This window comes from Nonomuraea sp. H19, assembly GCF_052068215.1.
In the GTDB taxonomy this organism is placed as follows: domain Bacteria; phylum Actinomycetota; class Actinomycetes; order Streptosporangiales; family Streptosporangiaceae; genus Nonomuraea.
The window spans coordinates 139,569-165,782 of record NZ_JBQHCV010000002.1; the positions used below are offsets into that span (position 1 = coordinate 139,569).

At 71.1% G+C, this 26,214-nt stretch carries 23 protein-coding genes and 1 pseudogene; 16 read left to right on the forward strand and 8 right to left on the reverse strand.

The features are described 5' to 3' along the window. The first annotated feature begins 72 nt into the window (after window positions 1-72). On the forward strand, window positions 73-540 hold the full coding sequence (locus ACTMTI_RS04175; protein WP_441118271.1) for an MSMEG_6728 family protein: 468 nt from the start codon (window positions 73-75) through the stop codon (window positions 538-540). Here the strand turns inward: ACTMTI_RS04175 and ACTMTI_RS04180 are convergent, their stop codons facing one another. From ACTMTI_RS04180 to ACTMTI_RS04190, 3 genes are read right to left on the reverse strand one after another with little or no spacing between them, the layout of a single operon-like run. Then, window positions 541-939, reverse strand: a complete 399-nt coding sequence (locus tag ACTMTI_RS04180) for a nuclear transport factor 2 family protein (RefSeq protein WP_441118272.1) — start codon at window positions 937-939, stop codon at window positions 541-543. Window positions 940-950: 11 nt separating this feature from the next. Further along, on the reverse strand, window positions 951-2,411 hold the full coding sequence (locus ACTMTI_RS04185; RefSeq protein WP_441118273.1) for a multicopper oxidase family protein: 1,461 nt from the start codon (window positions 2,409-2,411) through the stop codon (window positions 951-953). Then, entirely contained in the window at window positions 2,408-2,788 is a 381-nt protein-coding gene (locus ACTMTI_RS04190) for a hypothetical protein (RefSeq protein WP_441118274.1), read from the reverse strand. The genes ACTMTI_RS04185 and ACTMTI_RS04190 overlap by 4 nt, the downstream gene beginning before the upstream one ends. Before the next feature lie 23 nt (window positions 2,789-2,811). Between ACTMTI_RS04190 and ACTMTI_RS04195 the strand changes: the two genes are divergently transcribed. From ACTMTI_RS04195 to ACTMTI_RS04220, 6 genes are all read left to right on the forward strand, one after another. Further along, window positions 2,812-3,015, forward strand: a complete 204-nt coding sequence (locus tag ACTMTI_RS04195; protein WP_441118275.1) for a hypothetical protein — start codon at window positions 2,812-2,814, stop codon at window positions 3,013-3,015. Further along, complete coding sequence (locus ACTMTI_RS04200) at window positions 3,012-4,157, forward strand: sensor histidine kinase (protein WP_441118276.1); 1,146 nt, start codon at window positions 3,012-3,014, stop codon at window positions 4,155-4,157. Before ACTMTI_RS04195 ends, ACTMTI_RS04200 begins: the two co-directional genes overlap by 4 nt. Beyond that, window positions 4,154-4,849, forward strand: a complete 696-nt coding sequence (locus ACTMTI_RS04205; RefSeq protein WP_441118277.1) for a response regulator — start codon at window positions 4,154-4,156, stop codon at window positions 4,847-4,849. Before ACTMTI_RS04200 ends, ACTMTI_RS04205 begins: the two co-directional genes overlap by 4 nt. Before the next feature lie 76 nt (window positions 4,850-4,925). Continuing rightward, on the forward strand, window positions 4,926-6,329 hold the full coding sequence (locus ACTMTI_RS04210; protein WP_441118278.1) for an LCP family protein: 1,404 nt from the start codon (window positions 4,926-4,928) through the stop codon (window positions 6,327-6,329). Between the two features lie 53 nt (window positions 6,330-6,382). Next, window positions 6,383-9,181, forward strand: a complete 2,799-nt coding sequence (locus ACTMTI_RS04215; protein WP_441118279.1) for a LuxR C-terminal-related transcriptional regulator — start codon at window positions 6,383-6,385, stop codon at window positions 9,179-9,181. Window positions 9,182-9,235: 54 nt separating this feature from the next. After that, window positions 9,236-10,138 (forward strand): alpha/beta fold hydrolase, encoded by a 903-nt coding sequence (locus tag ACTMTI_RS04220; protein ID WP_441118280.1) that lies wholly within the window; start codon window positions 9,236-9,238, stop codon window positions 10,136-10,138. A gap of 249 nt (window positions 10,139-10,387) precedes the next feature. Here ACTMTI_RS04220 and ACTMTI_RS04225 read toward each other — a convergent pair whose 3' ends face one another. Then, window positions 10,388-10,558, reverse strand: a complete 171-nt coding sequence (locus ACTMTI_RS04225) for a DUF3073 family protein (protein WP_441118281.1) — start codon at window positions 10,556-10,558, stop codon at window positions 10,388-10,390. A gap of 87 nt (window positions 10,559-10,645) precedes the next feature. Here ACTMTI_RS04225 and ACTMTI_RS04230 point away from each other — a divergent pair, with 87 nt between their 5' ends. Both ACTMTI_RS04230 and ACTMTI_RS04235 read left to right on the forward strand, forming a co-directional pair. Next, a complete protein-coding gene (locus ACTMTI_RS04230) occupies window positions 10,646-10,978 on the forward strand; it encodes an ArsR/SmtB family transcription factor (protein WP_043615149.1) in 333 nt (110 codons plus the stop codon). A gap of 176 nt (window positions 10,979-11,154) precedes the next feature. Further along, window positions 11,155-12,033, forward strand: coding sequence for a 1,4-dihydroxy-2-naphthoyl-CoA synthase (locus tag ACTMTI_RS04235; RefSeq protein ID WP_441118282.1), 879 nt, complete (start codon window positions 11,155-11,157; stop codon window positions 12,031-12,033). 25 nt (window positions 12,034-12,058) lie between these two features. On the opposite strand, the gene ACTMTI_RS04240 is transcribed toward ACTMTI_RS04235, so the two are convergent. After that, window positions 12,059-12,901, reverse strand: coding sequence for a hypothetical protein (locus ACTMTI_RS04240; protein ID WP_441118283.1), 843 nt, complete (start codon window positions 12,899-12,901; stop codon window positions 12,059-12,061). Between the two features lie 111 nt (window positions 12,902-13,012). On the opposite strand from ACTMTI_RS04240, the gene ACTMTI_RS04245 reads away from it, so the two are divergent. Further along, window positions 13,013-13,927, forward strand: coding sequence for an aminoglycoside phosphotransferase family protein (locus ACTMTI_RS04245; RefSeq protein ID WP_441118284.1), 915 nt, complete (start codon window positions 13,013-13,015; stop codon window positions 13,925-13,927). A gap of 45 nt (window positions 13,928-13,972) precedes the next feature. Here ACTMTI_RS04245 and ACTMTI_RS04250 read toward each other — a convergent pair whose 3' ends face one another. Further along, a complete protein-coding gene (locus tag ACTMTI_RS04250; RefSeq protein WP_441118285.1) occupies window positions 13,973-14,881 on the reverse strand; it encodes a LysR family transcriptional regulator in 909 nt (302 codons plus the stop codon). A gap of 125 nt (window positions 14,882-15,006) precedes the next feature. Between ACTMTI_RS04250 and ACTMTI_RS04255 the strand changes: the two genes are divergently transcribed. From ACTMTI_RS04255 to ACTMTI_RS04265, 3 genes and pseudogenes are all read left to right on the forward strand, one after another. Beyond that, a complete protein-coding gene (locus ACTMTI_RS04255; protein WP_441118286.1) occupies window positions 15,007-15,516 on the forward strand; it encodes a nuclear transport factor 2 family protein in 510 nt (169 codons plus the stop codon). Between the two features lie 83 nt (window positions 15,517-15,599). After that, the gene (locus tag ACTMTI_RS04260; protein WP_441118287.1) at window positions 15,600-16,943 is read left to right on the forward strand and encodes an FAD-binding oxidoreductase; all 1,344 of its coding nucleotides are present in this window, start codon (window positions 15,600-15,602) and stop codon (window positions 16,941-16,943) included. A gap of 10 nt (window positions 16,944-16,953) precedes the next feature. Continuing rightward, window positions 16,954-17,094 (forward strand): annotated as a pseudogene (locus tag ACTMTI_RS04265) (IS5/IS1182 family transposase); the annotation flags it as partial. Here ACTMTI_RS04265 and ACTMTI_RS04270 read toward each other — a convergent pair. Beyond that, a complete protein-coding gene (locus ACTMTI_RS04270; RefSeq protein ID WP_441118837.1) occupies window positions 17,090-18,007 on the reverse strand; it encodes an NADP-dependent oxidoreductase in 918 nt (305 codons plus the stop codon). The pseudogene ACTMTI_RS04265 and the gene ACTMTI_RS04270 overlap by 5 nt on opposite strands. A 207-nt stretch (window positions 18,008-18,214) precedes the next feature. Here ACTMTI_RS04270 and ACTMTI_RS04275 point away from each other — a divergent pair, with 207 nt between their 5' ends. Genes ACTMTI_RS04275 through ACTMTI_RS04285 form a run of 3 tightly spaced genes read left to right on the forward strand, consistent with a single transcriptional unit; the run spans window position 18,215 to window position 25,702 of the window. After that, a complete protein-coding gene (locus ACTMTI_RS04275; protein ID WP_441118288.1) occupies window positions 18,215-18,703 on the forward strand; it encodes a hypothetical protein in 489 nt (162 codons plus the stop codon). Then, complete coding sequence (locus tag ACTMTI_RS04280) at window positions 18,703-20,799, forward strand: flotillin family protein (protein WP_441118289.1); 2,097 nt, start codon at window positions 18,703-18,705, stop codon at window positions 20,797-20,799. Before ACTMTI_RS04275 ends, ACTMTI_RS04280 begins: the two co-directional genes overlap by 1 nt. 7 nt (window positions 20,800-20,806) lie before the next feature. Then, window positions 20,807-25,702, forward strand: coding sequence for a DNA repair ATPase (locus tag ACTMTI_RS04285; RefSeq protein WP_441118290.1), 4,896 nt, complete (start codon window positions 20,807-20,809; stop codon window positions 25,700-25,702). On the opposite strand, the gene ACTMTI_RS04290 is transcribed toward ACTMTI_RS04285, so the two are convergent. After that, entirely contained in the window at window positions 25,699-26,175 is a 477-nt protein-coding gene (locus ACTMTI_RS04290; RefSeq protein WP_441118291.1) for a MarR family winged helix-turn-helix transcriptional regulator, read from the reverse strand. The genes ACTMTI_RS04285 and ACTMTI_RS04290 overlap by 4 nt on opposite strands. Window positions 26,176-26,214: the final 39 nt, after the last annotated feature.

Genomic DNA, 26,214 nt, shown 5'->3' on the forward strand with positions numbered 1-26,214 from the left:
GGCCCGATTGTGCGCGCCGCCCCGCGAACCGTCTATCGATCCGGGGAAGGAGCACGTCAGCGGGGGTGACCGATGCAGACCTTCCTTCCCTATCCGGATTTCGCCGCCACGGCCGCGGTCCTGGATCCGCTGCGGCTGGGCAAGCAGCGGGTCGAGGCCCTGCAGATCCTGCGCGCCCTCACGGTCCCCGGGTACGGCTGGCGCCACCACCCCGTCGTGAAGATGTGGGCCGGCTACGAGGAAGCCCTCGTGCGCTATGGCCTGGAGATGTGCGGCAGATGGTGCGCCATGGGACGTCCCGACACCTGTGCCGCCACGATGACGGCCGAGCTGTCGCGGCTCCGCGGCACCGCGACGGTACGCCGCCAGCCGGAGCTGGCCGCGGCCGGCGAGCTGCCGCCTTGGCTCGGCGACGAGGCCCTGCACCGCAGCCACCGATCCGCGCTGTTGCGCAAGGACCCCGGCCGGTACCGGCCGGTGTTCGGCGACGACGAGCCGGACGACCTTGAGTACGTCTGGCCGCGCTCGGACCGCCTTTGATCACACGACCTCGCCGGACGCCCGGTCACGGAGCGTCCGGGTGATCGAGTCAACCCGGCGGATGCGCCCGTCAGCGGCATACCGGGCGAACAGGTAGATCTCCATCGAGACGGTCTTGTCATTGCGCATGACCGCGTGCAACGTGTAGCGGGCCGCGGCCAGGTCCTCGCCCACGAGGCTTTCGTGCACCTCTATCCGCACGCTCACCGCGTTCTTGCGCGCCGGTTTCACATGGTCGAGCAGGCGCTGGCGGTCGAGGCGGATGCCGTCGTTCCAGTACTCGATCTCCGGCACGTAGTAGCGGTCGAGCACGGCGGCGGCGTCCCCGTCCTCCAAGCCGAGCTCGTGAGGCATCTCGGTCAGGAAGGCGTGGAAACGCCGCGCCAGATCGGTGGACATGCTCATCCCTTTCATACGACTTCGAAACTCGCCATCATCGCCATGTCCTCATGCTCGAGGTTGTGGCAGTGCAGCACGTAGCGGCCGCGGTAGTCGGTGAACCGTGTGACGATCTCCACGGTCTGGGCGTCGCGCAGCTCGACGGTGTCCTTCCATTCCGGCGGGCCGTCGGGGCGCTCGCCGTTGACCGACAACACCTGGAAGTGGTCGAGGTGCAGGTGCACCGGGTGGGCGACGTCGCTGGTCAGCCGCCAGATCTCGATGTCGCCGAGCTTCGGCCTGGCCTCCATCCGCTTCGGGTCGAACGGCCTGCCGTTGATCAGCCAGCCGGTGCCGCCGTGCATGCTCCCGCTGCTGAAGTCGAAGTCCCGCGTCACCGTGGCCTTGCCGGGGTCGAGCGCCTCGACGGTGGACAGCCGTTGCGGCACGGCCGAGTCGTCGGCCTCGTCGCGATCCACCGCGAACCGCATCACCCGTGCCTGCGCGCCCTCCCCCGCCAGGTTCCGCAGCTCGACGTACTGACCCACCTTGTACGCCGAGAAGTCCACGACCACGTCGGCGCGCTCGCCGGGGGCCAGCCGGATCTGTTCGACCGTGCGCGGGGCGCTCAGCAGCCCTCCGTCGCCGCCGATCCGGATGATCGGGCCGCCGGTCGCCAGCTCGTACGTGCGCGCGTTGGAGCCGTTGCACAGCCGCAGGCGGTAGCGGGCCCTGGCCACCCGCAGCTCCGGCCACGGCGCCCCGTTGACCAGGATCACGTCGCCGAGGACGCCGCCCATGTACCCCTCTTGCACCCCGGGCCGGTCGCCCAGCGCCGGGTAGAGCAGGGTGCCGTCGGCGGCGAACGACCGGTCGGAGATCAGCAGTGGCACGTCCCGTTCCCCGGCGGGCAGGGGCAGCGCCTCCTCCTCGGCGTCGCGGACCAGGAACATCCCGGCGAGCCCACGCCAGACCTGGGGACCGGTGTAGTCCATGCGGTGGTCGTGGTACCAGAGCGTGGCGGCCCGCTGCTCCAGCGGGAACGCGTACTCGCGCGAGGCCCCCGGCGCCACCAGGTCCGTGGGGTAGCCGTCGGACTCCGGCGGGGTGTGCCCGCCGTGCAGGTGCAGGACGGTCGGCTGGCCGAGCTGGTTGACCAGCTTCACCACGGTGCGCCGGCCGCTGCGGGCCTCGATGGTCGGCCCAGGGAATCGCCCGTCATATCCCCATATCTGGGTACGAAGTCCGGGCAGCACCTCCACCTCCGCCGCCCGCTCGGCCAGCTCGTAGTAGTCGGCCCCGCCCGCGCTCCTGACCGGCTTGGCGACCTCGGGAACGGGCAGCGGCACGGCGAACGGCTTGGGCAACGGGGCCGCGCTGGTCAGCAGCTGCGGCTGCGGGGTACCGGCGAGCAGCGAGCAGCCCGGCACCGCGGCCACCGCCACCGCGCCGAGACCCAGCAGCCGCAGCGCGTCACGTCGCGTCGGACTCATCGGGACATGACCCTGCCGAGCTGCGCGACGCCGCCCCCGAACAGCAGCACCCCGAGCGGCAGGTGCACGATCTTCACACCCGCGCTGCCGAGGACCGCCGCCACGACCGTGAGCGCCAGCAACAGCGCGGCCCCGGCGATGAACCGCGGCGACCCGCCGCCCGGCCTCCAGACCAGGATCGCCACGACGAGGTGGAGCAGCCCGATGATGGCCAGGGCCATCCCGGATGTGGCATGCATGGCCCGGCCGCCGGGTGAGGAGAGCAGCATGCCTGCCGTCACCGCCTGGAACAGCAGCGCGACGACATGCATCAGCACCACGGCCCGGAGCGCCTGCATGGTCCAGGAAGGGGCGGCGATGGTCGGGGGGGCGGTCATGATCGTTCTCCAATGAGTTGGACGTGGCGGAACTGGCCCTCGGTTCGGATCGGGTCCATACCGAAATGGTGATGTTCCGCTGGTCAGCGGTCGTCGTGCACGGGGAGACTCATCCGCTACCGCCCGGGAAGCAGGTTTCAGCCCCGACTACATCGCTGGGAGTAGTGATTTATTACGCCCTGCTGGGGAAGATCCCCGCGGCGAAAGACCCTAATCTGCTGGAATGAGCTCTCTGGACCGGTGGCGGCCGCTCGCCATGGACGGCGCGCTCGCCGCGGTGGTGGCCGTCCTGCTGTCGGTCACCGTGGCGGGCACCCCGGGTGCGGGAACGCTCGATCTCGTGGCGGTCCTCGCCGGGTCGCTCTCGCTCGTCGGCTGGCGCCGGGCGCCCCTGGTGTCGTTGCTCGTCAGCACGCCCTGCATGCTCGTCTACGCGACGCACGCCCAACCTGGCCCACCGGCGGCCTTTCCCGTGCTGGTGGCGGTGTTCGGCGCGGTCAGGGCGGGCCATCGGCTGCCCGCGGCGCTGGCGGGCGCGGTGTTCCTGGCCGCCGGCCTGGCGGTGAACCTGCCCGACGCCGACGGGTCCGGGGAGAATCTCCAGAACACCACACTGATGGTCGGCTGGTTCCTGGCGTCCGGCGTGGCGGCGACCGTGGCCCGGCACCGGCAGGCGTACCTGGAGCAGGTCGAGCAGCGCGCTGCCGAGGCCGAGCGCACCCGCGAGGAGGCGGCCCTGCGCCGCGCGGGCGAGGAGCGGCTGCGCATCGCCAGAGAGCTGCACGACTCGCTCACGCACAGCATCTCGATCATCAAGGTCCAGGCCGGGGTGGCCGTCCACCTGGCGCGCAAGCGCGGCGAGGAGGTGCCCGCGGCGCTGCTGGCGATCCAGGAGGCCAGCGCCGACGCCATGCGCGAGCTGCGCGCCACGCTGGAGGTGCTGCGCGACGCCGACGGCTGCTCCGATGGCGAGGCGCCGGCCAGCGGGCTCGACCGGCTCGACGACCTGGTGGAGCGGGCCCGCTCGACCGGCCTGCCGGCCGCGGTGACGATCTCCGGCCTACGCCGCGAGCTGCCCGCCGAGGTGGACCGGGCCGCGTACCGGATCGTCCAGGAGGCTCTCACCAACATCGCCAGGCACGCGGGCGGAGCCACGGCGGCGATCCGCGTCGACTACGCGGACGAGGAACTGATCGTGCAGGTGGACGACGACGGAACGGCCAGCAGGGACGCGCCACCCGTGCCCGGCGTGGGCCTGCTCGGCATGCGCGAGCGCGTCACGGCGCTCGGCGGCCGGCTGTGTGCCGAGCCCCGCCCCGAGGGCGGCTTCACCGTACGCGCCGAGCTCCCGCTGGAGGACAGATCGTGATCCGCGTGCTGCTCGTGGACGACCAGGCGCTCATCCGCGGCGGCTTCCGCGCCCTGTTGGAGGCCGAGGACGACATCGAGGTCGTGGCCGAGGCGGTGAACGGCGAGCAGGCCGTCGCGCGCGCTCTGGAGCACCTGCCCGACGTGGCCCTCGTCGACATCCAGATGCCGGTGATGGACGGCATCGAGGCCACCCGGCGGATCGCCGCCGACGAGCGGCTGAGCGGCGTCCACGTCGTGATCCTCACCAACTACGGTCTCGACGAGTACGTCTTCAACGCGCTCAAAGCCGGGGCCTGCGGCTTCCTGGTCAAGGACACCGAGCCCGCCGACCTGCTGCAGGGCGTCAGGGTGGCGGCCCGCGGCGACGCGCTGCTCTCCCCCGGCATCACCCGCCGCCTGATCGGCGAGTACGTCGCCCGCCGCCCCGAGCCGGCGCCCACCGGGCTCGACGTGCTCACCAACCGCGAGCGCGAGGTGGCCGCCCTGGTTGCCCGCGGCCTGTCCAACGACGAGATCGCCGCGCACATGGTGATCAGCCCGACCACCGCCAAGACGCACGTCAGCAGGGCCATGACGAAGTTGCGCGCCCGCGACCGCGCGCAGCTCGTGGTGTTCGCCTACGAATCCGGGCTCGTGACCCCCCGGCGTGGTGGAATGGGCATGGATCACCAACGCCCTGGCCCGGCTTAGTACACTCAGGCTCGATCAACGGCCAGCTCTTGGCCAGGGGCGGCTGCCCTTCGGCCCCGTCCTTTTTGGGAGTCACGTGAGCAGCGGGCTTGTCGACGCGCCGCCTTCCGGGCCCGGCACGCCGCCGCGACGGCGGCGCCGCTGGCTGCGCTGGACGATCGCGATCGCGGTGACCGTCGTCCTCCTCGTCGCGGGCATCGCGGTGGGCGCCATCGTCAAGCTCACCGGCAACGTCAAGCACATCGACGTCACCGCCGACGACCTCGGCGCCACCCGCCCGCCCAAGGTCGCGGGAACCGCGATGAACGTCCTGGTCGTCGGCTCCGACCAGCGCAACGGCAAGAACGCCAAGTACGGCCGTGTGGCGGGCGAGCGCACCGACACGATCATGCTGGTCCACGTGTCGTCCCAGCGCGACAACGCGATGGTCATCAGCTTCCCGCGCGACTCGCTGGTCCAGTTGCCCGCCTGCCGCGCCACCGGCGGCCTGCCCGGGCAGCGGCCGCATCTCGGCATGATCAACGAGTCGTTCAACTCCGGCGGCATCGCCTGCACCTGGAAGACGATCGAGACGCTGACCCACATCCACATCGACCACTTCGTCAAGGTCGACTTCACCGGCTTCAAGAGCATGGTGGACGCCGTGGGCGGTGTGGAGGTGTGCCTGCCACAGCGTGTGGACGACAAGAAGGCGCTGCTGCACCTGCCGGCCGGGCGGCAGACGCTCAACGGCGAGCAGGCGCTCGGCTACGTACGCGCCCGCTACAGCCTCGGCGACGGCTCCGACATCGGGCGGATCCAGCGGCAGCAGATGTTCATCGCCTCCATGGCGAAGAAGATCATGAGCGGTGAGACGCTCACCGACCCGGCCAAGCTCCTGGCCATCCTCGACGCCGCCACCAAAGCGGTGACCACCGACCGCGACCTGACCGTGGGCGTCATGAAGGACCTGGCCGTCAGCCTCCAGGGGCTGAACGCGGGCAAGATCCGCTTCATCACCACCCCGTGGCACTACTCACTCAGCCAGCCGGGCCGGGTTGAGTGGGTACAGCCGCAGGCGGGCAGGCTGTTCCAGATCGTGGCCAGGGACCAGAGCGTCGAGGGCGTCCAGGGCGGCCAGGCCAAGGTGGGCCGATCCAAGATCCAGATCGAGCTCCGCAACGGCACCTGGCGCAGCGGGCTGGCCACCGAGGTGGCGGCCTTCCTGGAGCAGCGCGGCTATCACATCACGGCGATCGGGGACTCGGCGCGCAAGCCGCAGTCCAAAACCACGATCCTCTACGGGCCGAACGGCGAGACCCGCGTCCCGACGCTCACCGCCGATCTGCTCGCCGCCACGACCAGGGCGGTCCCGGCGGCGCAGACGAACCGGCTGGTGCTCGTGATCGGCGACGACTGGAAGGGCCTTAAGCCGCTGCGGGCCGACGACACCGAATCGATCAGGGGCTTCGACGCCACGCACGACTCCTGCGCCACCTGACGGGCCGCGGCTGTCGTCCGGAACGTCACCCATTCCGCTATACATTCCTTTTCGTGCTGTACGGCAGAGCCACAGAGACCGCCGCGATCGCGGCCCTGATCGAGTCGGCCAGGGCCGGTGAAGGGCGCGCGCTGGCGCTGCGGGGCGAGGCAGGCGTCGGCAAGTCGGCCCTCCTGGACCTCGCCGCTTCCCTGGCCACCTCGCCGCCGCCCGGCTCTGTGCCGATGGCAGCGGCCGGCGCGCAGGCGGGGACGGCGGCCGGCCCTGGGGCAGGTGTGAGGGCCGGCCCGCAGGCAGCGGCAGTGTCCGGCTCGCGGACCGGGGCGATGCGGGTGCTGCGGGCCAGCGGTGCCGAGTCGGAGTCGGACCTGGCCTTCGCGGCGCTGCACCAGCTGCTCCATCCGGTGATCGGCCTGCTGGACGCGCTCCCCGAGCCGCAGCGCGACGCGGTCTCGGGAGCCCTCGGCCTGGCCTCCGCATCCGGCTCGGACCGCTTCCTGGTCTCGGCGGGCGTGCTGTCGCTGCTGGCCGAGGCGGCGGCGCCCGGCGGGCTGCTCTGCCTGGTCGACGACGTCCAGTGGTTCGACCGGGCCTCGGCCGACGCGCTGCTGTTCGCGGCCAGGCGGCTGCGTACCGAGGGCATCGCGATACTGCTGGCCGTGCGCGGCGACGCCGTACTGAAGGGCGTTCCTGAGCTGCGCGTCGGCGGGCTGGACGGGGCGAGCGCCGCCCTGCTGCTCGACGCCGCCGCCGCCATCGCGCCCGAGGTCAAGGCGCAGCTGGCGGCGCTCACCGGAGGCAACCCGCTCGTGCTGCGCGAGACCGCCGCGTCGCTGTCGCCGGAGCAGCTCACCGGCCGGGCCCCGCTGCCCGACCCGCTGCCGGGTGGCGAGCAGTTGTTCGGGGAGCAGGTGGCCCGGCTGTCCCCGGCCGCGCGCCGGCTCGTCCTGCTCGCCTCCGTGGAGAGCGACCTCGCCCTGGTCCTGCGCGCCGCCGCCGGGCCGAGCGCGGCCGATGAGGTGCTTCATGAGGCGGAGGCCGCGGGGCTGGTGACGGTGTCGGGCGGGGTGGTCCGGTTCCGGCATCCCCTCGTCAGGTCGGCCGTGCACGCCGCCGCCACCTCCGTACAGATCCGCGCCGCGCACGCCGCCCTGGCTGAGCTGGTTGACGACGACCGGCGCGCTCTGCACCTGGCCGCCGCCACCGTGGGCAGGGACGAGGCGGTGGCCGCCGCGCTGGCGGCGGCCGCCGGCCGGGCCCGCGCCAGGGGCGGGTACGGCGACGCCGCGACGGCCCTCGCCCGAGCGGCCGAGCTCACCGCTGATCCGCTCGTCAGGGCCAGACGTCTCACGGACGCCGCCACCGCCGCCTGGCTGGGTGGCCGCCCGGGTCGGGCCCAGACTCACCTCACCGACGCCCTGGAACTGGTCGAAGCCCAGTCGGATGCCGGTGACGGTGCCGAGCGGGCCGGTGGGCCGGAAGACGCCCGGCCGGCCGGGCGGCACCGGCTGCTCGATGAGATCTCCCAGTTGCGCGGGCGGTTCGAGCTCAACTCCGGGGACGCGGCCGAGGCGATGCGGATCCTCGCCGCGGGCGGCACCATCGAAATGCTGGCGGACGCCTCCGAGGCGGCGAGCTACGTCGGGGACGTGGCGGCCATCGTCGAGCTGGGCCGGCGGGCCAAGGCGCACCCACCCGGCTTCCTGAGGGACGTGCTGGCCGGGATCGGCGCCATGCTGGACGACGGCACGGGCGGCGAGCTGCTGCGCGGCGCGCTGGCCCGTACCGGCGAGCTGAGCGGGGCGGCGGAGCTGCTGTGGGCGTCGGCGGCGGCCAGCTATCTGGGAGAGGCCGACGTCTCCGCGGAGCTCGTCGAGCGGGCCGGGCGCGCGGCCAGGGTGTCGGGCATGGTGGGGCAGCTCCCGGTCGTCCTGGAGTTCGTCTCGACGGCCGAGCGGATCAAGGGCAGGCTCGCCGAGAGCGCGGCCGTCGCCGAAGAAGGCTTGGAGCTGGCCCGCGAGGCCGGTTACCGCAACTCCGTCGCGGCCCACCTGGCGAATCTGGCCGTGGTGGCGGCCCTGCGGGGCGAGGAGGAGCAGTGCCGCCGCCAGGCCGAGGAGGCGCTGGCCATCGCGATCCCGCACCGCATCGGGCTGCGCGCGGGCGTGGCCGCGTACGCGCTGGCGATGCTGGACCTGGGCATGGGACGGTACGCGGCGGCACACGCCCGATTCGCCGCCCTCACCACGGCCGGCCCCGGCGCGGGACACCCGACGGTGGTCTGGCGCTCCACGCCCGACCGCGTGGAGGCGGCCATGGGAGCGGGCGAGCACGAGGCGGCCAGGGATGCGATGGCGGGCTACGAGCGGTGGGCGGCGCACGCCACCACGAACGAGCCCCTGGCGCTGCTCGCCCGCTGCCGTGCCCTGCTCGATGGCGACGCCGAGCTGTTCGAGGAGGCGCTGAACCGGCACGGGGAGCCGTTCGAGCGGGCGCGTACCGCCCTGCTGTACGGCGAGCGCCTGCGCCGTGCCCAGCAGCCCGGCCAGGCGCGGCAGCACCTGCGTGCGGCGCTGGAGACGTTCGAGCGGCTGGGCGCGCAGCCGTGGGCCCAGCGGGCGCATGGCGAGCTGCGGGCGGCGGGCGAGGCGGCGGCCAGACCGGAGAGCGCCGCGCTGGCGGCGCTGACCCCTCAGGAGCTGCGGATCGCGCGCCTGGTGGCGGAGGGGGCCTCCAGCAAGGAGGTGGCGGCGCGGTTGTTCCTCAGCCCGCGCACGGTCGAGTACCACCTGTACAAAATCTATCCCAAGCTCGGCATCACGACACGTACTGAACTGGCCCGGCTGCTCTGAAGCCCAGTAGTCCTACGGAAGGCATCCGTAGCCGTCCCGGGCAGGCTTTGAGTCATGCAAACGAACATGATCAACGTTGCCGGTGTGGAGCTCTGGACCGAGGAGTTCGGAGACGTCACGCACCCGCCGATCCTGCTGGTGATGGGATCGATGACGCAGGGGATCCTGTGGCCGGACGAGTTCGTCGGGCGGCTGGTCGCCGCGGGCCGGCGGGTCATCAGGTACGACCACCGCGACACCGGTAAGTCGGCCACCTTCGACTTCGAGAAGCAGCCGTACACGTGGCACGACATCAAGGACGACGTGCTGCGCGTGATGGACGCGTACGGGCTGGACAGCGCGCACCTCGTCTGCCACTCGGCAGGCGGGCTGCTCGGCCAGCTGATCGCCGTCGAGCACCCGGAACGGGTGCGCACGCTCACCGTGATCGGCTCCTCGCCGCTCGGCGGGCACGAGGGCGCGGTGCTCATGCGGGCGCTGACCGGACAGCCGCAGCCGGAGGGGAGCCTGCCACCGCCCAGGCCGGAGTTCGTGGAGTTCTACACGAAGCTGATAGCCGCGCCTCCGCCGCCGCCGGCCGACCGGCGCGAGCAGGTGGAGCGCATGATCGAGGAGGCGCGGGTGTTGCACGGCACGGCGTTGCCGTTCGACGAGGACGCCGAGCGGCGCCTGCAGGAGCGGGTGCTGGAGCGGGCCCGCGACCTGTCGGCCGTGGTCAACCACCGCCTGGCGCACGCGGCCGGCCCGGACTTCGAGCCGGAAGGCGTGCTGGACCGGATCAAGGCGCCGACGCTGGTCATCGAGGGCACGCACGAGCCCGCCAAGCCCGGCCACGGGGCGATCATCGCCGAGCGGATCCCGGGCGCCGAGCTGCGGATGATCGACGGGATGGGGCACATGCTGCCGCCCCACGCGTACGAGGAGCTGGCCGCCGCCATCATCGCCCACACCGGGTGATGAGCGCCCGCCGGGCGACGCGACCCCGCCGCCTGCCTGCGCAGGCGGGGTTTCGCCCGGAGCGCTCACTCGCCGCTCGACCGAGCACGACCTGGATGCCGTCCTGCGCCGGCGCGCAGCTCGCGCTCCCGGAGACGCGGGTCATCACTCGCGAGGTGCCGTGCCGCCTGGAACTCCCGGCGCCCGATCAGGCGCCGGAGGCCAGGCGGCCGAAGAACGTCACCCATGCCCTCGCGAGGCTGACCCGCGTCATTGCGCGCGCTCGGACTCCTGATCGGACGCGGTAGACGAGTAGCTCTCCTCGTGTCGCGTGTCTGCGCCCAGCTCCTCGCGAAGCCGGTCGTAGTCGATGTTGTGGTTGGCGTACTTCAGCTGGCGAGCGACCTTCGTCTGCTTCGCCTTGGCTCTTCCTCGGCCCATGGCTACTCCCTAGTCCCCGCTGTCATGCTATCCAACAACGTTACGACTTGAAGAATTATGCAACTGCGCTGGATTAGTCTGGGCTATATGCACGTGGAGGTCTACCAGGCCAAGGCCGACTTCTTCCGAACGCTCGGCCACCCCGCTCGCATCCGAGTGTTGGAGCTACTCCAGGAAGGGCCGCTACCCGTCAGGGATCTGCTGGCCCAGATCGACATCGAGGCCTCGAGCCTCTCCCAGCAGCTGGCGGTCCTGCGCAGGGCGGGAATCGTGAGCGCCATCCGCGAGGGCAGCACCGTGGTCTACACGCTGGCCACGCCCGAGCTGGCCGACCTGCTCGGCGCCGCCCGCCGCATTCTCACCGACATGCTCGCCGACCAGGGAGAGCTGCTCGCGGAGCTGAGAGCGGAGGTCACATAACTCCTGGCGGCCCGGCGCCGCCGCACCAGCTTCGGATACCGCGCCGTGAAGCCGGCGGGCACGGCGAACGTGAGCACCTTGATGGCGACGACCGGCGCCCTCGCGTGGACGACCTCCCGCGCCGTCATCGTGCGCGCGATGCCCAGCGTGAACGGCTGGCCGTTAGGCTTCCTCCCATGGTCTCCGAGCTGTTCGATCCCAAGGCGTGGCAGGCGGTCGAGGGATTCGATTTCACCGACATCACCTACCACCGGGCGCTGGACCAGGGCACGGTGCGCATCGCCGTCAACCGCCCGGAGGTGCGCAACGCCTTCCGTCCGCAGACGGTCGACGAGCTCTACCGCGCGCTCGACCATGCCCGGCAGACCACCGACGTCGGCTGCGTCCTGCTCACCGGCAACGGCCCCTCGCCCAAGGACGGCGGCTGGGCCTTCTGCTCCGGCGGCGACCAGCGCATCAGGGGCAAGGACGGCTACCAGTACGCCGACGGCTCGCCCTCGACCGGGCGCCTGCACATCCTGGAGGTGCAGCGCCTGATCCGCTTCATGCCCAAGATCGTGATCTGCGTCGTGCCCGGCTGGGCGGCTGGCGGCGGCCACAGCCTCCACGTCGTGGCCGATCTCACACTGGCCAGCGCGGAGCACGCCCGCTTCAAGCAGACCGACGCCGACGTGGCCAGCTTCGACGGCGGCTTCGGCTCGGCCTATCTCGCGCGGCAGGTCGGGCAGAAGTTCGCCCGCGAGATCTTCTTCCTCGGCGACACCTACACCGCGGCCGACGCCCACCGCATGGGCATGGTCAACGCCGTGGTCCCGCACGAGGAGCTGGAGGTCACCGCCCTGGAGTGGGCGCGCAAGATCAACGGCAAGTCGCCGACGGCGCAGCGGATGCTGAAGTTCGCGTTCAACATGATCGACGACGGGCTGGTGGGGCAGCAGGTGTTCGCGGGCGAGGCGACGCGGCTGGCGTACATGACGGACGAGGCCGCCGAGGGGCGTGACTCCTTCCTGGAGAAGCGCGCCCCCGACTGGTCGCCGTTCCCCTGGCACTACTGACCAGGCCCATACGGCCGGGGTGCGATCAGCCGCAGGCCCGGCCGATGGGTGTGGCCACCGTGCGGTGGCCGAGGTAGCGGTCGATGGCGTGCGGCGCGTCGCGGTTCTCCACCTCGACCTGGCTCAGCGGCGTGCCCCACGCCCCGTCCAGCGGGTGGCCGAGCGCGACGATGTCGTTGACGTCGTACGTCGTGAGCCACTCCACCCTGGGATGCACCGTGCCCCTGGCCAGCAGGTTGCGCTGGATCGTGGGCAGGCCGAGCGGCGAGCCCGCCGTCACCCACAGCACGACCCGCCGCCGCAGGCCGTCGTCAACGAGCAGGTCCCTGGCCACCACCGTGCCGAGGCTGTGCGAGACGAGCACGATCCGGTCCGTGGTGGGCAGGGATCGACGTACCTCGGCGAGCACCGGCTGCCTGCCGTGGCTGAGATAGACGGCGACGTCCTGCAGGAAGATCTTGATGATCTCCTTGTCCACGCTGGTGTGCCGGGAGATCCAGGCGAGCATCCGGCGGGCCAGCGACCACGACAGGACGTCCTCGATCCCCGTCCGCACCGGCGGGGCGCCTGCCGAGGCGGCCATGTCCGCGAGGAGCCGGCGTTCGAGCTCCCCGGTCTCCCCAGGGAGGTAGGGGTGGAACGGCACCTCCTCGGGGCGGTCCTCCGGGATGCTCTCCAGCGGTTCGGGACGGCGCGCGACCTCGGCGGTGACCCGGTGCAGGACGTTGCCGTAGTACGGCAGCACGGCCTCGGTGGGCAGGCGCTGTGTGCCGAGCCCGGCGGCCAGCGCCTGCCGCCATTCGTCCAGCAGCTCCCGAGGGTCCTTGCCCTCCTGGCCCCGCCCGTGGATGAACACGATCGTCGTCATGGTCATCACTCCAAACGCCGACGTGACCAGTGTGACCACCGGATTCCGCGGCGGCCTCAGGGCTCGGGTAAGGGGAAGCCCTAGGTCTTGACCCCAGGGCAGACTGGGGGCATGAGGATCAAGGTGCCTGAGGCGTTGACCGAGTCGCATGTGAAGTACGACGGTGAGGCCGGGCGCGCCTGGTCGGCCGGACTGCCCGCGCTGGGCGAGCGCTATCTGGCGGAATGGGGGCTGCGGCTCGACGGCGAGCCGCGGCACGGAGTCGTGTCCCTGGTGCTGCCCGTGGTGCGCGAGGACGGGACGAAGGCCGCGCTCAAGCTGCAGCCCGTCACCGACGAGAACGCCACCGAGGGCCCGGGGCTGCGCACGTGGGCGGGGGACGGGTCGGTGCTGCTGCTCGACTCCGCCCCGGAGACCGGAACCCTGCTGCTGGAACGGCTGGAGGCCGACCGTTCACTGGCCGACGTGCCGGACGACCTGGAGGCGCTGGGCATCCTGACCGAGCTGCTGCGCCGGTTGGTGGCCTACCCCGCGCCGGAGGGGATGCGCCGCCTCGGCGACATCGCGCAGGCCATGCTGGAGGACGTGGACGAGGCGGTGGCGAAGCTGCCGCGCGAGCGGGATCGCCACTGGCTGAAGTATTGCGCGGGAGCGGTCGCCGAGCTCGTCTCCGAGCCCGGCGACCGGCTGCTGCACTGGGACCTGCACTACGAGAACGTGCTGGCCGCCGACCGCGAGCCGTGGCTCGCCATCGACCCCAAGCCGCTGGCCGGCGACCCGGGGTTCGACCTGTGGCCCGCCCTCGACAACCGGTGGGACGACGTGGTCGCGACCGGTGACGTGACGCGAGGGGTCCTGCGGCGCTTCGACTTCATGGTGGACGGGCTCGGCCTCGACTCCCAGCGGGCGGCCGGCTGGACGCTCGGCCGGGTGCTGCAGAACGGGCTGTGGGACGTCGAGGACGGCGAGAGCGAGCTGAACGAGATCCAGCTCGCCGTGGCCGAGGCCGTACGCCACCGCCTCTAGATGATGGGTTCCTTGAAGATCCCGCCACCGGCGACAGCGCGATCTTCAAGGAACCGTTGCCGACGGGACGGTGAGTAGGTCGTGGGCGGCCTGGGCGAAGGCGCGCACCCGGGCGGTGGCGCCGTCGGCTCGCCAGAGCAGGCCCCATCGCAGCGGCGGGGCGTCACTGATGGGGATGTAGGCGACGTCTGGGCGGGCGTAGTAGCGCCTGGCCTGGGCGCCGACGGGAAAGGCTCCCTGACCGGCGCTGATGAGGGTGAGCATCTCGTTGAACGTCGAAGCCGAGGAACCGGGCTCGATCGGCCGCCCCGCGGGGGTGGTACGCGGGGTGCGGTCCTCTCGCAGGGAGTCCGGCAGTGAACCGGGGAGCTGAAGAAGCTTGACCCTCGCCAGGTCCTCCATGCAGACCGAGGTACGGCGGGCGAAAGGATGCTGGAAGTGGACGGCCAGCATCCGTCCTTCGGACACCAGGACCGGCCCAGTGACAATGTCGGGCTCGTCGATGGGGAAGGTGCCCAGCGCGAGGTCAACCTCGCCGTCGCGCAGCCAGGGCATGAGGTCGACCATCTGCGCTTCGCGAAGGTGAACGTCGCAATCGGGCTGACGCCGGCGGAACAGCTCGGCGGCCCCGACGAGCAACTGTCCACCCGCGGCGCCGACGAAGGCCACCCGCAATGTGCCAGTCAGTCCGCGGCCGATGTCGATTGCCCGCTCGAACGCGGCCGTGATCTGGTCCCAGGCAGGGCGAATCTCCTCATACAACTGTCGCCCCACCGCGGTCAGCTCCACCCGGCGGCTGGTGCGGGTGAACAGCGGGACTCCGGTCCGGCGTTCCAGTTTGGCGATGGTCTGGCTGATCCGGGCGGTGGACACGTGCAGGCGGTCGGCGGTGCGGCCGAAGTGCAGTTCCTCGGCGAGGGTGAGGAACGCCTCCAGCTCGTGTCGCTCCAGCATGGCACTCCTCCGAATCGTTAACTCCAGCTTCACGATCCTTGCACGGTCGCGCATTGATCGATCCCTCGCCCCGCCCGAGAGTAAGAACCGCTCAAATCATCCTCTGACCTGCACGGGAGCAAGCCATGTACGTCACTGCCGAGCAGGCCCTGTCCGCTTCGGTCGCCGATGTGGACGCGGTCGTCCGAGAGCTGCGGGACCGCGCCGAGATCCTGGACGCGCTGTATCGGTTCGGCCTGGGCCAGGACCTGAAGGACAAGGCGCTGTTCGCCTCGGCCTTCGCCGCCGACGCCGAGCTGGACTTTCGCCCCGCCGCCGCCCGGTGGGGCGGCCGCCCACCGGTGATGTCCGGGCGGGACACCATCGTCGACACCATCCTGACCATGTTCACCGGCCGGGTGGACACCACCCACCAGGTCACCAATGCGCGCATCGTCGTGGATGGCGACACCGCGCGGCTGACGGCGCTGGTGGAGGCCCAGCATCTGCTTACCGCCGACCATGCCGTCTTCGCCCTGCTGAAGAACCCCTACGACGTCGACCTGGTCCGCGACGGCGAGCGTTGGGTCATCCGCCGCCTGCGCATCGACAACGCCTGGTACACCGGCGACCCCACCGCCATCTTCGGCGGCTGACGACCATCATCCTGGCCCCCGGGGCCGCGCAGCGCCGCGTCCTCCCCCTCACCACAGTGCCCACCGCCTAGATCGGAAGAAAGATGATCAATAAGCTGAACGACCTGCGCACCCTCGTCCGCGGACGGGTCCTGCTCTCCGGAGATGACGGCTTCGACCAGGCCCGGCGTCCCTGGAATCTGGCCATCGAACAGTCCGTGCCCGCCGTGGTCGAAGCCGCCGACGCCGCCGACGCCGCGGCTGTGGTCCGCTTCGCCCGTGCTCGCGGCCTGACGGTCTCAGCCCAGCCCAACGGCCATGGCGCCACCGCAAACCTGGACGGCGCAATCCTGCTGCGTACCCGACGGCTGGACACCCTTCAGATCGACCCGGCCGCCCGGCGGGCCCGTGTCGGCGCGGGAGTGGCCTCGGGCCGCCTCCAGGCCGCCGCCGTACCGCACGGCCTGACCGGCCTGCCCGGCAGCTCCCCGGTCGTCAGCGTCACCGGAGTCGCCCTCGGCGGTGGGCTGAGCTGGTTCGGCCGCACGTACGGCTGGGTTGCCGACAGCGTCACCGCGTTCGACATCGTGGACGCCGAAGGGCGGCAGCGGCGCGTCACCGCCGGCACCGACCCCGACCTGTTCTGGGCCCTGCGCGGCGGAGGCGGCGACTTCGCGATCGTCACCGCCCTGGAACTGTCCCTCCATCACGCGCCGCACCTGTACGGCGGCCGGATGCTGTGGCCCGCCGAACACGCCCCGGCCGTGATGGACGCCTATCGGCAGATCACCGCCACCGCCCCCGGCGAACTGACCCTGTGGCTGGACCTCCTGCACTTTCCTGGGTCCGACCCCATGGTGGCGATAGACACCACCTACCTCGGCGACACCGCAGAGGTCCGCGACCTGCTGAGCCCGCTGGACCGGCTCCCTCGCCCTCTCGCCGACAGCAGACGGACCATGACGGTCGCCGAGGTCGGCACCATCACCGCCGAACCCACCGACCCCGGCGCGGGCTCCTCACGCGGCGAATTGCTCACCGGCCTGGACGACGCCACGGCCAAGACACTGCTGGCCGACCCCATCGCCCCGCTGCTGAGCGTGCAGATACGCCACCTTGACGGCGCGTTCGCCCGCCCGTCCGACAGCCCTCACGGCCCGCTGACCGAACCGTACGCCCTCTACCTGTTCGGCGTGCCGACCGACCCCGCGACAGCCGCGGCCATAGCCACCAAGCAGCGCACGCTCACCGACGCCCTCCCGGTGAGCGGCCGCAAACCCTTCACCTTCCTCAGCCCCGGAGATACCGCGGCCGACGCCTTCACCCCGGCTGCGCTGAACCGCCTGCGCGAGATCAAACGCCACTACGACCCGCACAACACCGTCCGCAGCAACTTCCCCATCCCCACCGACCAACCGGCGGCCGCTGTCCCCGCCAACCCCCGGTAAAGCCCCCGCACCCGGCGCGGTCGCCGCCGGCAAGGCCTACTCCTCCCGCGCCTGCCTACGCAGGCGTGGCATCCGCGCGGTCATCCCTGAGAAGAGGGACCAGGCGGCCAACCGCAAGCAGCGGGGCTCTCGCGGAGGCCGCCGAATCAATGCCAGACGGTCAGGACGATCTTGCCGCGGCCGTGCCCGGCCTCGATCTCCCGGTGCGCCTCCGCGGCCTCCTCCAGCCGGTACGCCCGCCGCACCGGGAAGGAGAACCGGCCCTCGGCGTACAGCGCGGCGTAGCGCCCGAGCCGCTCGGCTGAACGCTCGCCCTGGACGAGCTGGACGCCCAGCTCCGCGGCCCTGCCGTGCTCGACCAGGGTGACGATGCGCCGCCGGTCGGCGACCAGCTCCATCGAAACCTCCAGCGCGTGCCCGCCGGCCCCGTCGAGCGCCGCGTCTATCCCGCCGGACGCGAGCTCGCGGACCCGGTCGGCGAGCCCTTCCCCGTAGACGACCGGGACGGCGCCGAGTTCGCGCAGGTAATCGTGGTTGACCTCGCGGGCGGTGCCGATCACGGTGGCCCCGCGCATCCTGGCGATCTGCACGGCCGCCGTGCCCACCGACCCGGCCGCGCCGTGCACGAGCAGCGTCTCGCCCTCCTTGACGCCGAGCCCGTCGAGGGCCAGCTCGGCCGTCTGCACGCCCGAGGTCAGCCCGCCGGCCGCCTCCCATGGCACGCCCGCGGGCTTGGGCGCCACGTTCGCCGCCGCGACGACGACGTACTCGGCGTAGGAACCCAGCAGCGAGAACCCGAGCACCTCGGCCCCGGCGGTCACGCCGGTCACGCCCTCCCCCACCTGGTCGACCACACCCGCGAACTCGTTGCCCGGGATGCGCGGCCACGGCATGTCCCCGGCGAACGCCGGTAGCCACCCCGCCCGTACGGCCGCGTCGAACGGCTGCACGCCGGCCGCCCGCACGCGTACGCGTACATCTCCCGGACCCGCCTGGGGCGCCGGCAACTCCATCGTTTTCAGGACTTCAGGGCCGCCCGGTTCGGCGACGGCCGCGGCTCTCATCACTTCGCTCATGCGCCCAAGCCTGCTACCTCAAGCTTGGTTGAGGTCAACCCGCGAGACCGTTCGGGAACTTTTTCGTTTACTCATGCTTTATCTCGATATAGTCCGACAGGACACACACGGGGATGGGGCACACCGAGGCGGATGACCGAGTTCTTACACACCGCATTGAGTTTTCCGACTGTCATTTTCAGTTTCCTTCTCGCAGTGGTCGCCGGTTATTGGCTGATCGTCATCACCGGACTGTTCGAGTTGGAGGACGACGCCGCCTGGCTGGGTTTCGGGGGAGTCCCCGCCGGGATCGCGCTCTCGCTGCTGATCGCCATGGCCTGGCTGCTGTGCCTGATCGGCAGCGTGGTGGTGAGCGGCGGCCTGCTGGTCGCCGTGCCGTTCGCCGCCGCCGGGGCCGCCTGGCTCGCCACCCGCGGCCTGCTGGTGCCGCTACGCAGGCTCTTTCCCGAGGGGGACCGGCACTCGCGCGGCGACTTCGTCGGCCGGCAGTGCGTCATTCGCACCGGCGCGGCCACCCCTGAGTTCGGCCAGGCCGAGGTCACCGCCGCAGACGGCTCGTCAGCGGTCGTGCAGGTCCGTACGACGGGGCAGGACCGCCTCTCTCGCGGCGACAAAGCACTCATCTTCGAATACAACGCAGACGGCGAATTCTTCTGGGTCATGCCCTACGAAAGCGAGCTCTGATGGACGTCATCTCCACCGGCTTCGGCGTTTTCCTGGCCGTCGCCCTGATCATCGTGATCGGCCTGCTCATCCTCATAGCCCGGCTTTTCCGCAAGGTCGAGCAGGGCAAAGCGCTGATCGTGTCGAAGGTCAACAAAGTCGACGTGACGTTCACCGGCGCCGTGGTGCTCCCTGTGGTCCACAAGGCCGAGATCATGGACATCTCGGTGAAGACCATCGAGATCGAGCGCACCGGCCGCGAGGGCCTGATCTGCCGGGACAACATCAGGGCGGACATCAAGATCACCTTCTTCGTCCGGGTGAACAAGACCGCCGAGGACGTCATCAAGGTCGCCCAGGCCATCGGCACCGCCAGGGCCAGCGACGAGGCCACGCTGCAGGCGCTGTTCAACGCCAAGTTCTCCGAGGCGCTGAAGACCGCCGGCAAGCACCTCGACTTCGTCGACCTCTACACCAAGCGGGACGAGTTCCGCGACGAGATCGTCCGGATCATCGGCACCGACCTCAACGGCTACAGCCTGGAAGACGCCGCCATCGACTACCTGGAGCAGACCGCGCTCCATCAGCTCGACAAGAGCAACATCCTCGACGCGCAGGGCATCCGCAAGATCACTGAGCTGACGGCCATCGAGCACGTGCGCACGAACGAGTTCCAGCGCCACGAGGAGAAGGAGATCACCCGCCAGAACGTGGACGCCCGCGAGGCCATCCTCGAGCTGCAGCGCCGCCAGGCCGACGCCGAGCTGAAGCAGCGGCGCGAGATCGAGACCGTCAAGGCCCGCGAGGAGGCGGAGATCACCCGCGTGCAGGCCGAGGAGCGGCTGCGCGCCCAGGCCGCCCACATCAAGACCGACGAGCAGCTCGGCATCCAGAACGAGAACAAGGCCCGCGAGATCGCCGTCGCCGAGAAGAACCGCGAGCGCGTGATCGCCATCGAGAGCGAGCGCATCGAGAAGGACCGCGTCCTTGAGGTCATCGCCCGCGAGCGGGAGACCGAGCTGTCGCGCATCGCCAAGGACAAGGAAGTCGAGACCGAGAAGCGGGCGATCGCCGAGGTCATCCGCGAGCGCATCGTGGTCGACAAGACCGTGGCCGAGCAGGAGGAGGCCATCAAGCGGCTGCGCGTGGTCGAGGAGGCCGAGCGCACCCGCCAGCAGGTGATCATCTCCGCCGAGGCCGAGGCCCAGGAGAACCTGGTCAAGGACATCAAGGCGGCCGAGGCCGCCGAGGCCGCCTCCAAGTTCAAGGCCCGCGAGGAGCTCGTGCTCGCCGAGGCCCGTCAGCAGGCCGCCGAGCTGGATGCCCGGGCCAAGATCCGGCTGGCCGAGGGCATCCAGGCCGAGACCGCGGCGAGCGGTCTCGCGCAGGTCCAGGTCAAGGAGCGCGACGCCGAGGCCATCGAGAAGGTCGGGCGCGCGGAGGCCCTGGTGCTGAAGGAGAAGCTGACGGCCGAGGCCGAGGGCGCCAAGGTCATGGCGCTGGTCGAGGGCGAGCGGCTCAAGGCGCGGGCCGAGGGCGAGCAGGCGATGGCCTTCGCCGGCGCGGCCGCGGTGGGCGAGAAGCTGAAGGCCGAGGCCGAGGGTCTCACCGAGAAGGCGGCCGCGCTGGCGGCGCTGGACGAGGCCAGCAGGGAGCACGAGGAGTACCGCCTGCGCCTGGAGGCCGACAAGGAGATCCGCCTCAAGCAGATCGACGTCTCGCGGCAGGTGGCCGAGTCGCAGGCGAGCGTCCTGGCGGCGGGCCTGGCCAAGGCGAACATCGACATCGTCGGCGGCGACACGATGTTCTTCGACAGGGTGGTCGGCTCCATCACCGCGGGCAAGGTCGTGGACGGGTTCGTGGACCACTCGCAGGTCGCGGGTGCGATCGTCGGGCCGTACGTCAACGGGACGGCCAACCTGGCGGCCGACCTGGCGAACGTGGTGAGCGGCGTACGCACGGAGGACCTCAAGAACCTGACCGTGTCCGCCCTGCTCATGCGGCTCATCCAGGACGGCGGCCCGCAGTCGCCGGCGCTCGGCGAGCTGCTGGAGACGGCCCGCCGCCTGGGCGTGGCCGACTCGCCGGTGGCGGCGCTGGCCGGGGCGAAGGGCTGACATATCCGTGAGCACGGTGGAAAAGGGCGCGGAGCTGGAGGCGGGGACGTACGAGGTCCTCAGGAACCGGCTCCGGGCCCAGGCCAAGGCCCTGGCCGCGGCGGCCGAGGCGGTCAACGGGGAGCGGCTGAAGGTGTTCGGCGGCGCGGAGCTGCGCCTGCTGGGCACCGAGCGGATCCGTACCGAGAACAACTGCGTCCCCAGGGACATCGTTTCCCTGGGTGACGTGATGCTGTTCGGCTACAACGTCTTCATCGGGCTCAAGCCCGAGACGGCGGTGGCGGACGTGTTCGCGGTGCACCGCTTCTCCAGGGACGGCGACGCTTTCAGGTTCGACGCCGACAAGCTGGAGGCGCTGGACGATCCGGCGTTCAAGAAGGACTTCGCCGAGCTCTACCGCTACTACAAGGAGACCCGGCTCCAGCAGCTCAGGCGGGTCGAGGGCAAGCTGCTGGCGGTGTTCCAGACGGGGCCTGCCGACCTGCGGGTGCTCTGCTGGGCGGTCGACCACGGCGGGGTCCCGAAATATCTCGACAACAGGGGCGAGCGCGACCACGTCTTCCCGCCGTCGCACGATTTCGAGTGGACGCCGACCACCCGCGACGACCACGTGCTCGGCCGCCACCCGCACATCTCCATCGGTGGCGAGGTGTTCGTCGAGACCGTCGGCGGCGACCTCACCATCAAGATCGAGGACAACACGGAGACCGGCGCCGGCATCTACGCCGAGCCGGTCACCGAGCGGCTGCAGAGCCTGGCCGACGCCGACGTCGAGTACGCCAGGGTGGGGCCGCTGATCCTCATGCGGATCAGGCCGTACAAGGAGCCGGACTGGCGCCACCTGGTCTTCAACACCCGCACCAAGGCGGTCATCAGGCTCGACGGCATCGGCCAGGCCTGCCAGCGCCTGCCCGAGGACCAGGGCCTGATCTTCCCCGGCGGCTACTACCTGACGACCGGGGTCAGCAAGACGTTCGACACGGACGTGACGGACCTGGAGTTCGAGCGGGTGGTTCGCGCGCCCAACGGCGAGGACGTCCTGTACGTCTTTCACGCCAGGGGCGACGGCCGCTCGCTGCTGCTGCCGTACAACGTGATCAGGAAGGAGGTGGCCACCCCGATCGTCTGCCACGGGTACTCGCTGTTCGACGACGGCACGATGGTGGTCTTCCGCGCCACCTCCGAGGAGCCGACCCGGGTCCACCCGATGCAGGTGTGGCAGACACCGTACGTCTCCGACACGTACGCCGCCGCCCAGCCCGCGGGAACCGGCCCCCTGGACCGCATCGGCAACGCCGAGCTCGTACGCGGCATCTCCGACTGCCTGTCCGTCTCCCGCATGGTCGAGGAGATGGCGCCCTCGGCCGGGACCTTCGAAGCGCTGATCGCCGCCTGCACCCGGGCCTTCGACTCCTATCACTGGCTGGGCGAGCACGGCCTGCGCGGGCCGCTCGCCGACGTGCGCGCCACCGCCGAGCAGGTCCTCGACGAGTACGAGAACGTCGAGCAACTCACCCGCCAGGCCGCCGACACGCTCGCCGCGGTGACGGAGGAGACGACCGGGCTGGTACGTCAGGCGCGCGCCGACAGCCCGGTCACCGCCGACGCCTGGGTCACCATGCTGGCCACGCTGCGCCGGGCCCAGGGCCGCCTGGTGACGTCGCGCGAGACCCGCTACATCGACCTGGCCGCGCTGGACGCGCTGTCCGCCTCCGTGGCGGAGGAGCTGGACTCGGCCGGTCGGCGGGCGGTGGCGTTCCTGGAGGGCGCGGACGCGTTCACCTCCTACCACGCGGCCGTGGACCAGCTCGCCGCCGACGCGGGCGCGATCACCACGGTCGCCGCGGCCGCCCCCGTCGCGGACCGGCTGGCCGAGCAGGCCGAGGGGCTGGAGGTCGTCACCGAGGTCGTCGGCTCGCTCGACATAGCCGACGCCACCGTGCGCACGTCCATCCTGGGCCGCATCGCCGAGGTCCTCGCCGGCGTGAACCGGGCGCGGGCGGTGCTCGAGGGGCGCCGGCGGGAGCTGCTCGGCGCGGAGGGGCGGGCCGCGTTCGCCGCCGAGTTCGCGCTGCTCGGCCAGGCCATCACGGGCGCGCTGGCGATGGCCGACACGCCGGACAAGTGCGACGAGCAGCTCGGCCGGCTCATGCTCCAGCTGGAGAACCTGGAGTCGCGCTTCGGCGAGTTCGACGACTTCGCCGCGCAGCTCGCGGCCAAGCGGGACGACGTCTACGAGGCGTTCTCGGCCCGCAAGCAGACCCAGCTCGACGACCTGGCCAGGCGCGCGGACCGGATCTTCGCCTCGGCCGAGCGCATCCTGGGCACCGTCGCCCGCCGGCTCGGCTCGCTGGCCTCCCTGGACGAGGTCAACACGTATTTCGCGACCGACCCGATGGTGGCCAAGATCCGCTCGGCCGCCGCCGAGCTGCGGTCGCTGGGGGACGCCGTACGGGCCGAGGAACTGGACGGGCGCGTCAAGTCCGCGCAGCAGGAGGCCGGGCGGGCGCTCCGGGACCGCCAGGACCTGTTCTCGGACGGCGGCGAGACCCTGCGCCTGGGCCACCACCGCTTCGCCGTCAACACCCAGCCCATCGACCTGACGCTGGTGCCGCATGTGGAGCGGAGGAGCTCCGGGGGAGAGAGCGAGGGACGAGCCAACGAGCCCGGAAGCGGCCGCGACCATGAGCGCGTCTCCATGTATTTCGCGATCACGGGCACGGACTACCGGTCTCCCGTGCCGTCCTCCTTCGCCGACACCCGCCCCTTCTGGGACCAGCTCCTGGTGTCGGAGACGCCGGAGGTCTACCGCGCCGAGCACCTGGCGACCTCTCTGCTGGACGCGGCCGGCCCCGGCGTGGTGCCGGCCGACCTCGTACGGGCGGCCGCCGAGTCCCGCTACGACGAGGGCTACGAACGCGGAGTGCACGACCACGACGCCACACTCATCCTCGACACACTGGTGCGCCTCCGGGAGGGTGCCGGGCTGCTGCGCTATTCGGCGGAAGCGCGGGCGGCCGCGCAACTGTTCTGGGCCTTCGGGGTCGAGGAGGTTTCACGTAAAACATTCGCCACCCGGGCGGTGTCCTTGGTGCGAGCGCGCTCGGTCTTCGGCATCACCCCTGCCTTGGACTCGCTGGCCGAGGAACTGGGCGGGTTGATCGGCGGCTTCGTGGCCGGCCTGCGTACCAGTGCGTTCGGCGCGACGAGCGCGAGCCTGGCCGGTGAGTACCTCGTCGAGGAGCTGGGCGGCAATCCCGTCGGGTTCGTCACCAGCAAGGCGGCTCTCGACCTCCTCGACGGCTTCCGCCAGGAGCTGGGCCCGGTGAAGGTGCGGGAGTTCGAGGAGGAGCTCAAGGCCGTCCCCCTCCCCGAGCGCCTCCAGCTCGCCCACGCCTGGATGACCGCCTACCGTCAGGGGCTCGCGGTCGCCGAGGCCGTCGCCGTGCAACTGTGCGACCTCCCCCGCCACGACTCCAGCGCCGCCACCACCGCGACCGTGGACGGCCTCCTGGGCACGCACCCCCGCATCAAGGACCGCAAGCTGGACGTCCGCCTGGACGAGATCCTCGCCAGGACCCGCCAGTTCAGGCAGGAGCGCGTCCCGGCGTACCGCGCCTACCAGCGCCGCAGGAACGAGCTGGTCGCGGCCGAGCGCGACCGCCTGCGCCTGGACGAGTACAAGCCCAAGGTCATGAGCGCCTTCGTCCGCAACCGCCTGCTCGACGAGGTGTATCTGCCGCTGATCGGCGACAACCTGGCCAAGCAGCTGGGCGCGGCGGGCGCGGGCAAGCGTACCGACCAGATGGGCCTCCTGCTGCTCATCTCGCCGCCCGGCTACGGCAAGACGACGCTCATGGAGTACGTCGCCAGCCGCCTCGGCCTGGTCTTCGTCAAGGTCAACGGCCCCGCGCTCGGCCACGAGGTGACCTCGCTCGACCCGGCGGACGCGCCCGACGCGACGGCCAGGCAGGAGGTGGAGAAGATCTCTTTCGCCCTCGAAACGGGCAACAACACGCTGCTCTACCTGGACGACATCCAGCACACCTCACCGGAGCTGCTGCAGAAGTTCATCTCCCTCTGTGACGCCCAGCGCCGCATCGAGGGCGTCTGGAACGGCCGCACCCGCACCTACGACCTGCGGGGCAAGCGGTTCGCTGTGTGCATGGCGGGCAACCCGTACACCGAGTCCGGTCAGCGCTTCCGCATCCCCGACATGCTGGCCAACCGGGCCGACGTGTGGAACCTGGGCGACGTCCTGTCCGGCAGGGACGACCTGTTCGCGCTGAGCTACATCGACAACGCCCTCACCTCCAACCCGGTCCTCGCGCCGCTCTCCGGCCGCGACAGGGCCGACGTGGAGCTGCTGGTACGCCTGGCCAAGGGCGACACCACGGTCCGGGCCGACCAGCTCAAGCACCCGTACAGCAGGCCCGAGCTGGACCAGATGCTCAGCGTGCTGGCCAAGCTGGTACGCGTGCAGGAGGTCGTGCTGGCCAACAACCAGGCGTACATCGCCTCGGCCGCCCAGTCCGACGCCGCCCGCACCGAGCCGCCGTACCGGCTGCAGGGCTCGTACCGGAACATGAACAAGCTGGCCGAGCGCATCGTCCCCGCCATGAACGACGCCGAACTGGATGCGGTGATCGACGACCACTATCGGGGCGAGGCGCAGACCCTCACCACGGACGCCGAGGCCAACCTGCTCAAGCTGGCCGAGCTGCGCGGCCGCCTTACCCCCGCCCAGGCCGAGCGCTGGGCGCAGATCAAGAGCGCCTATCTCAGGGCCAAGGCGCTGGGCGGCGGGGACGACGACCCGATGGCCCGGGCGGTGGGCGCCATCGGCCTGCTGGCCGACCGGGTGGGCGAGGTCGGCACGGCCATCAGGGAGGCCGACCGCTAAGAAGGGTCGCTGAGAGACGCCGTGGCCTCGCGCTGCGCGGCCGTGGAGCGCTGGAGGAAGTCCAGGATCACTTCGAGCTGTTCGTCGGTGTAGCGCTCGTAGAGCTGCGCCAGCGCGGCCACGAACGGCTCGAACAGCTCGCCGAACCCGGCCAGCTGCTCGTGGTTGATCTCGACGATCACCCGCCGCCGGTCCTTGGTGTCACGGACGCGCCGCACCAGCCACTTGCCCTCCAGCCGGTCGATCAGGCCGCTTACGCTCGCCGGCGCCAGCCCCGTGTGCTGTGAAATCTCGCCCGCCGTCAGCGGTCCGAGTCGTTGCAGCAGGTCGAGGGTCTTCTCCTCGGTCATGCCGACGCCCATCCGCTCGCCCATGGCGCTGTGGTACATCACGGCGGCGTTGCTGCTCTCCCTCCCCGCGGCGCCGAGCTCCTCCAGCAATTTCTTTCGGTTCTCCGAAATATCTCTCGACACGGCCCCACCTTTCGCATATATTTCGTTCGAGCGAACGAA

What these genes read in the sequence shown, in the direction of transcription:
- ACTMTI_RS04175 (WP_441118271.1), top strand. Translation starts at nt 73, where the DNA reads ATGCAGACCTTCCTTCCCTATCCGGATTTCGCCGCCACGGCCGCGGTC.
- ACTMTI_RS04180 (WP_441118272.1), bottom strand. Translation starts at nt 939, where the DNA reads ATGTCCACCGATCTGGCGCGGCGTTTCCACGCCTTCCTGACCGAGATG.
- ACTMTI_RS04185 (WP_441118273.1), bottom strand. Translation starts at nt 2,411, where the DNA reads ATGAGTCCGACGCGACGTGACGCGCTGCGGCTGCTGGGTCTCGGCGCG.
- ACTMTI_RS04190 (WP_441118274.1), bottom strand. Translation starts at nt 2,788, where the DNA reads ATGACCGCCCCCCCGACCATCGCCGCCCCTTCCTGGACCATGCAGGCG.
- ACTMTI_RS04200 (WP_441118276.1), top strand. Translation starts at nt 3,012, where the DNA reads ATGAGCTCTCTGGACCGGTGGCGGCCGCTCGCCATGGACGGCGCGCTC.
- ACTMTI_RS04220 (WP_441118280.1), top strand. Translation starts at nt 9,236, where the DNA reads ATGCAAACGAACATGATCAACGTTGCCGGTGTGGAGCTCTGGACCGAG.
- ACTMTI_RS04225 (WP_441118281.1), bottom strand. Translation starts at nt 10,558, where the DNA reads ATGGGCCGAGGAAGAGCCAAGGCGAAGCAGACGAAGGTCGCTCGCCAG.
- ACTMTI_RS04230 (WP_043615149.1), top strand. Translation starts at nt 10,646, where the DNA reads ATGCACGTGGAGGTCTACCAGGCCAAGGCCGACTTCTTCCGAACGCTC.
- ACTMTI_RS04235 (WP_441118282.1), top strand. Translation starts at nt 11,155, where the DNA reads ATGGTCTCCGAGCTGTTCGATCCCAAGGCGTGGCAGGCGGTCGAGGGA.
- ACTMTI_RS04240 (WP_441118283.1), bottom strand. Translation starts at nt 12,901, where the DNA reads ATGACGACGATCGTGTTCATCCACGGGCGGGGCCAGGAGGGCAAGGAC.
- ACTMTI_RS04245 (WP_441118284.1), top strand. Translation starts at nt 13,013, where the DNA reads ATGAGGATCAAGGTGCCTGAGGCGTTGACCGAGTCGCATGTGAAGTAC.
- ACTMTI_RS04250 (WP_441118285.1), bottom strand. Translation starts at nt 14,881, where the DNA reads ATGCTGGAGCGACACGAGCTGGAGGCGTTCCTCACCCTCGCCGAGGAA.
- ACTMTI_RS04255 (WP_441118286.1), top strand. Translation starts at nt 15,007, where the DNA reads ATGTACGTCACTGCCGAGCAGGCCCTGTCCGCTTCGGTCGCCGATGTG.
- ACTMTI_RS04260 (WP_441118287.1), top strand. Translation starts at nt 15,600, where the DNA reads ATGATCAATAAGCTGAACGACCTGCGCACCCTCGTCCGCGGACGGGTC.
- ACTMTI_RS04270 (WP_441118837.1), bottom strand. Translation starts at nt 18,007, where the DNA reads ATGAGAGCCGCGGCCGTCGCCGAACCGGGCGGCCCTGAAGTCCTGAAA.
- ACTMTI_RS04280 (WP_441118289.1), top strand. Translation starts at nt 18,703, where the DNA reads ATGGACGTCATCTCCACCGGCTTCGGCGTTTTCCTGGCCGTCGCCCTG.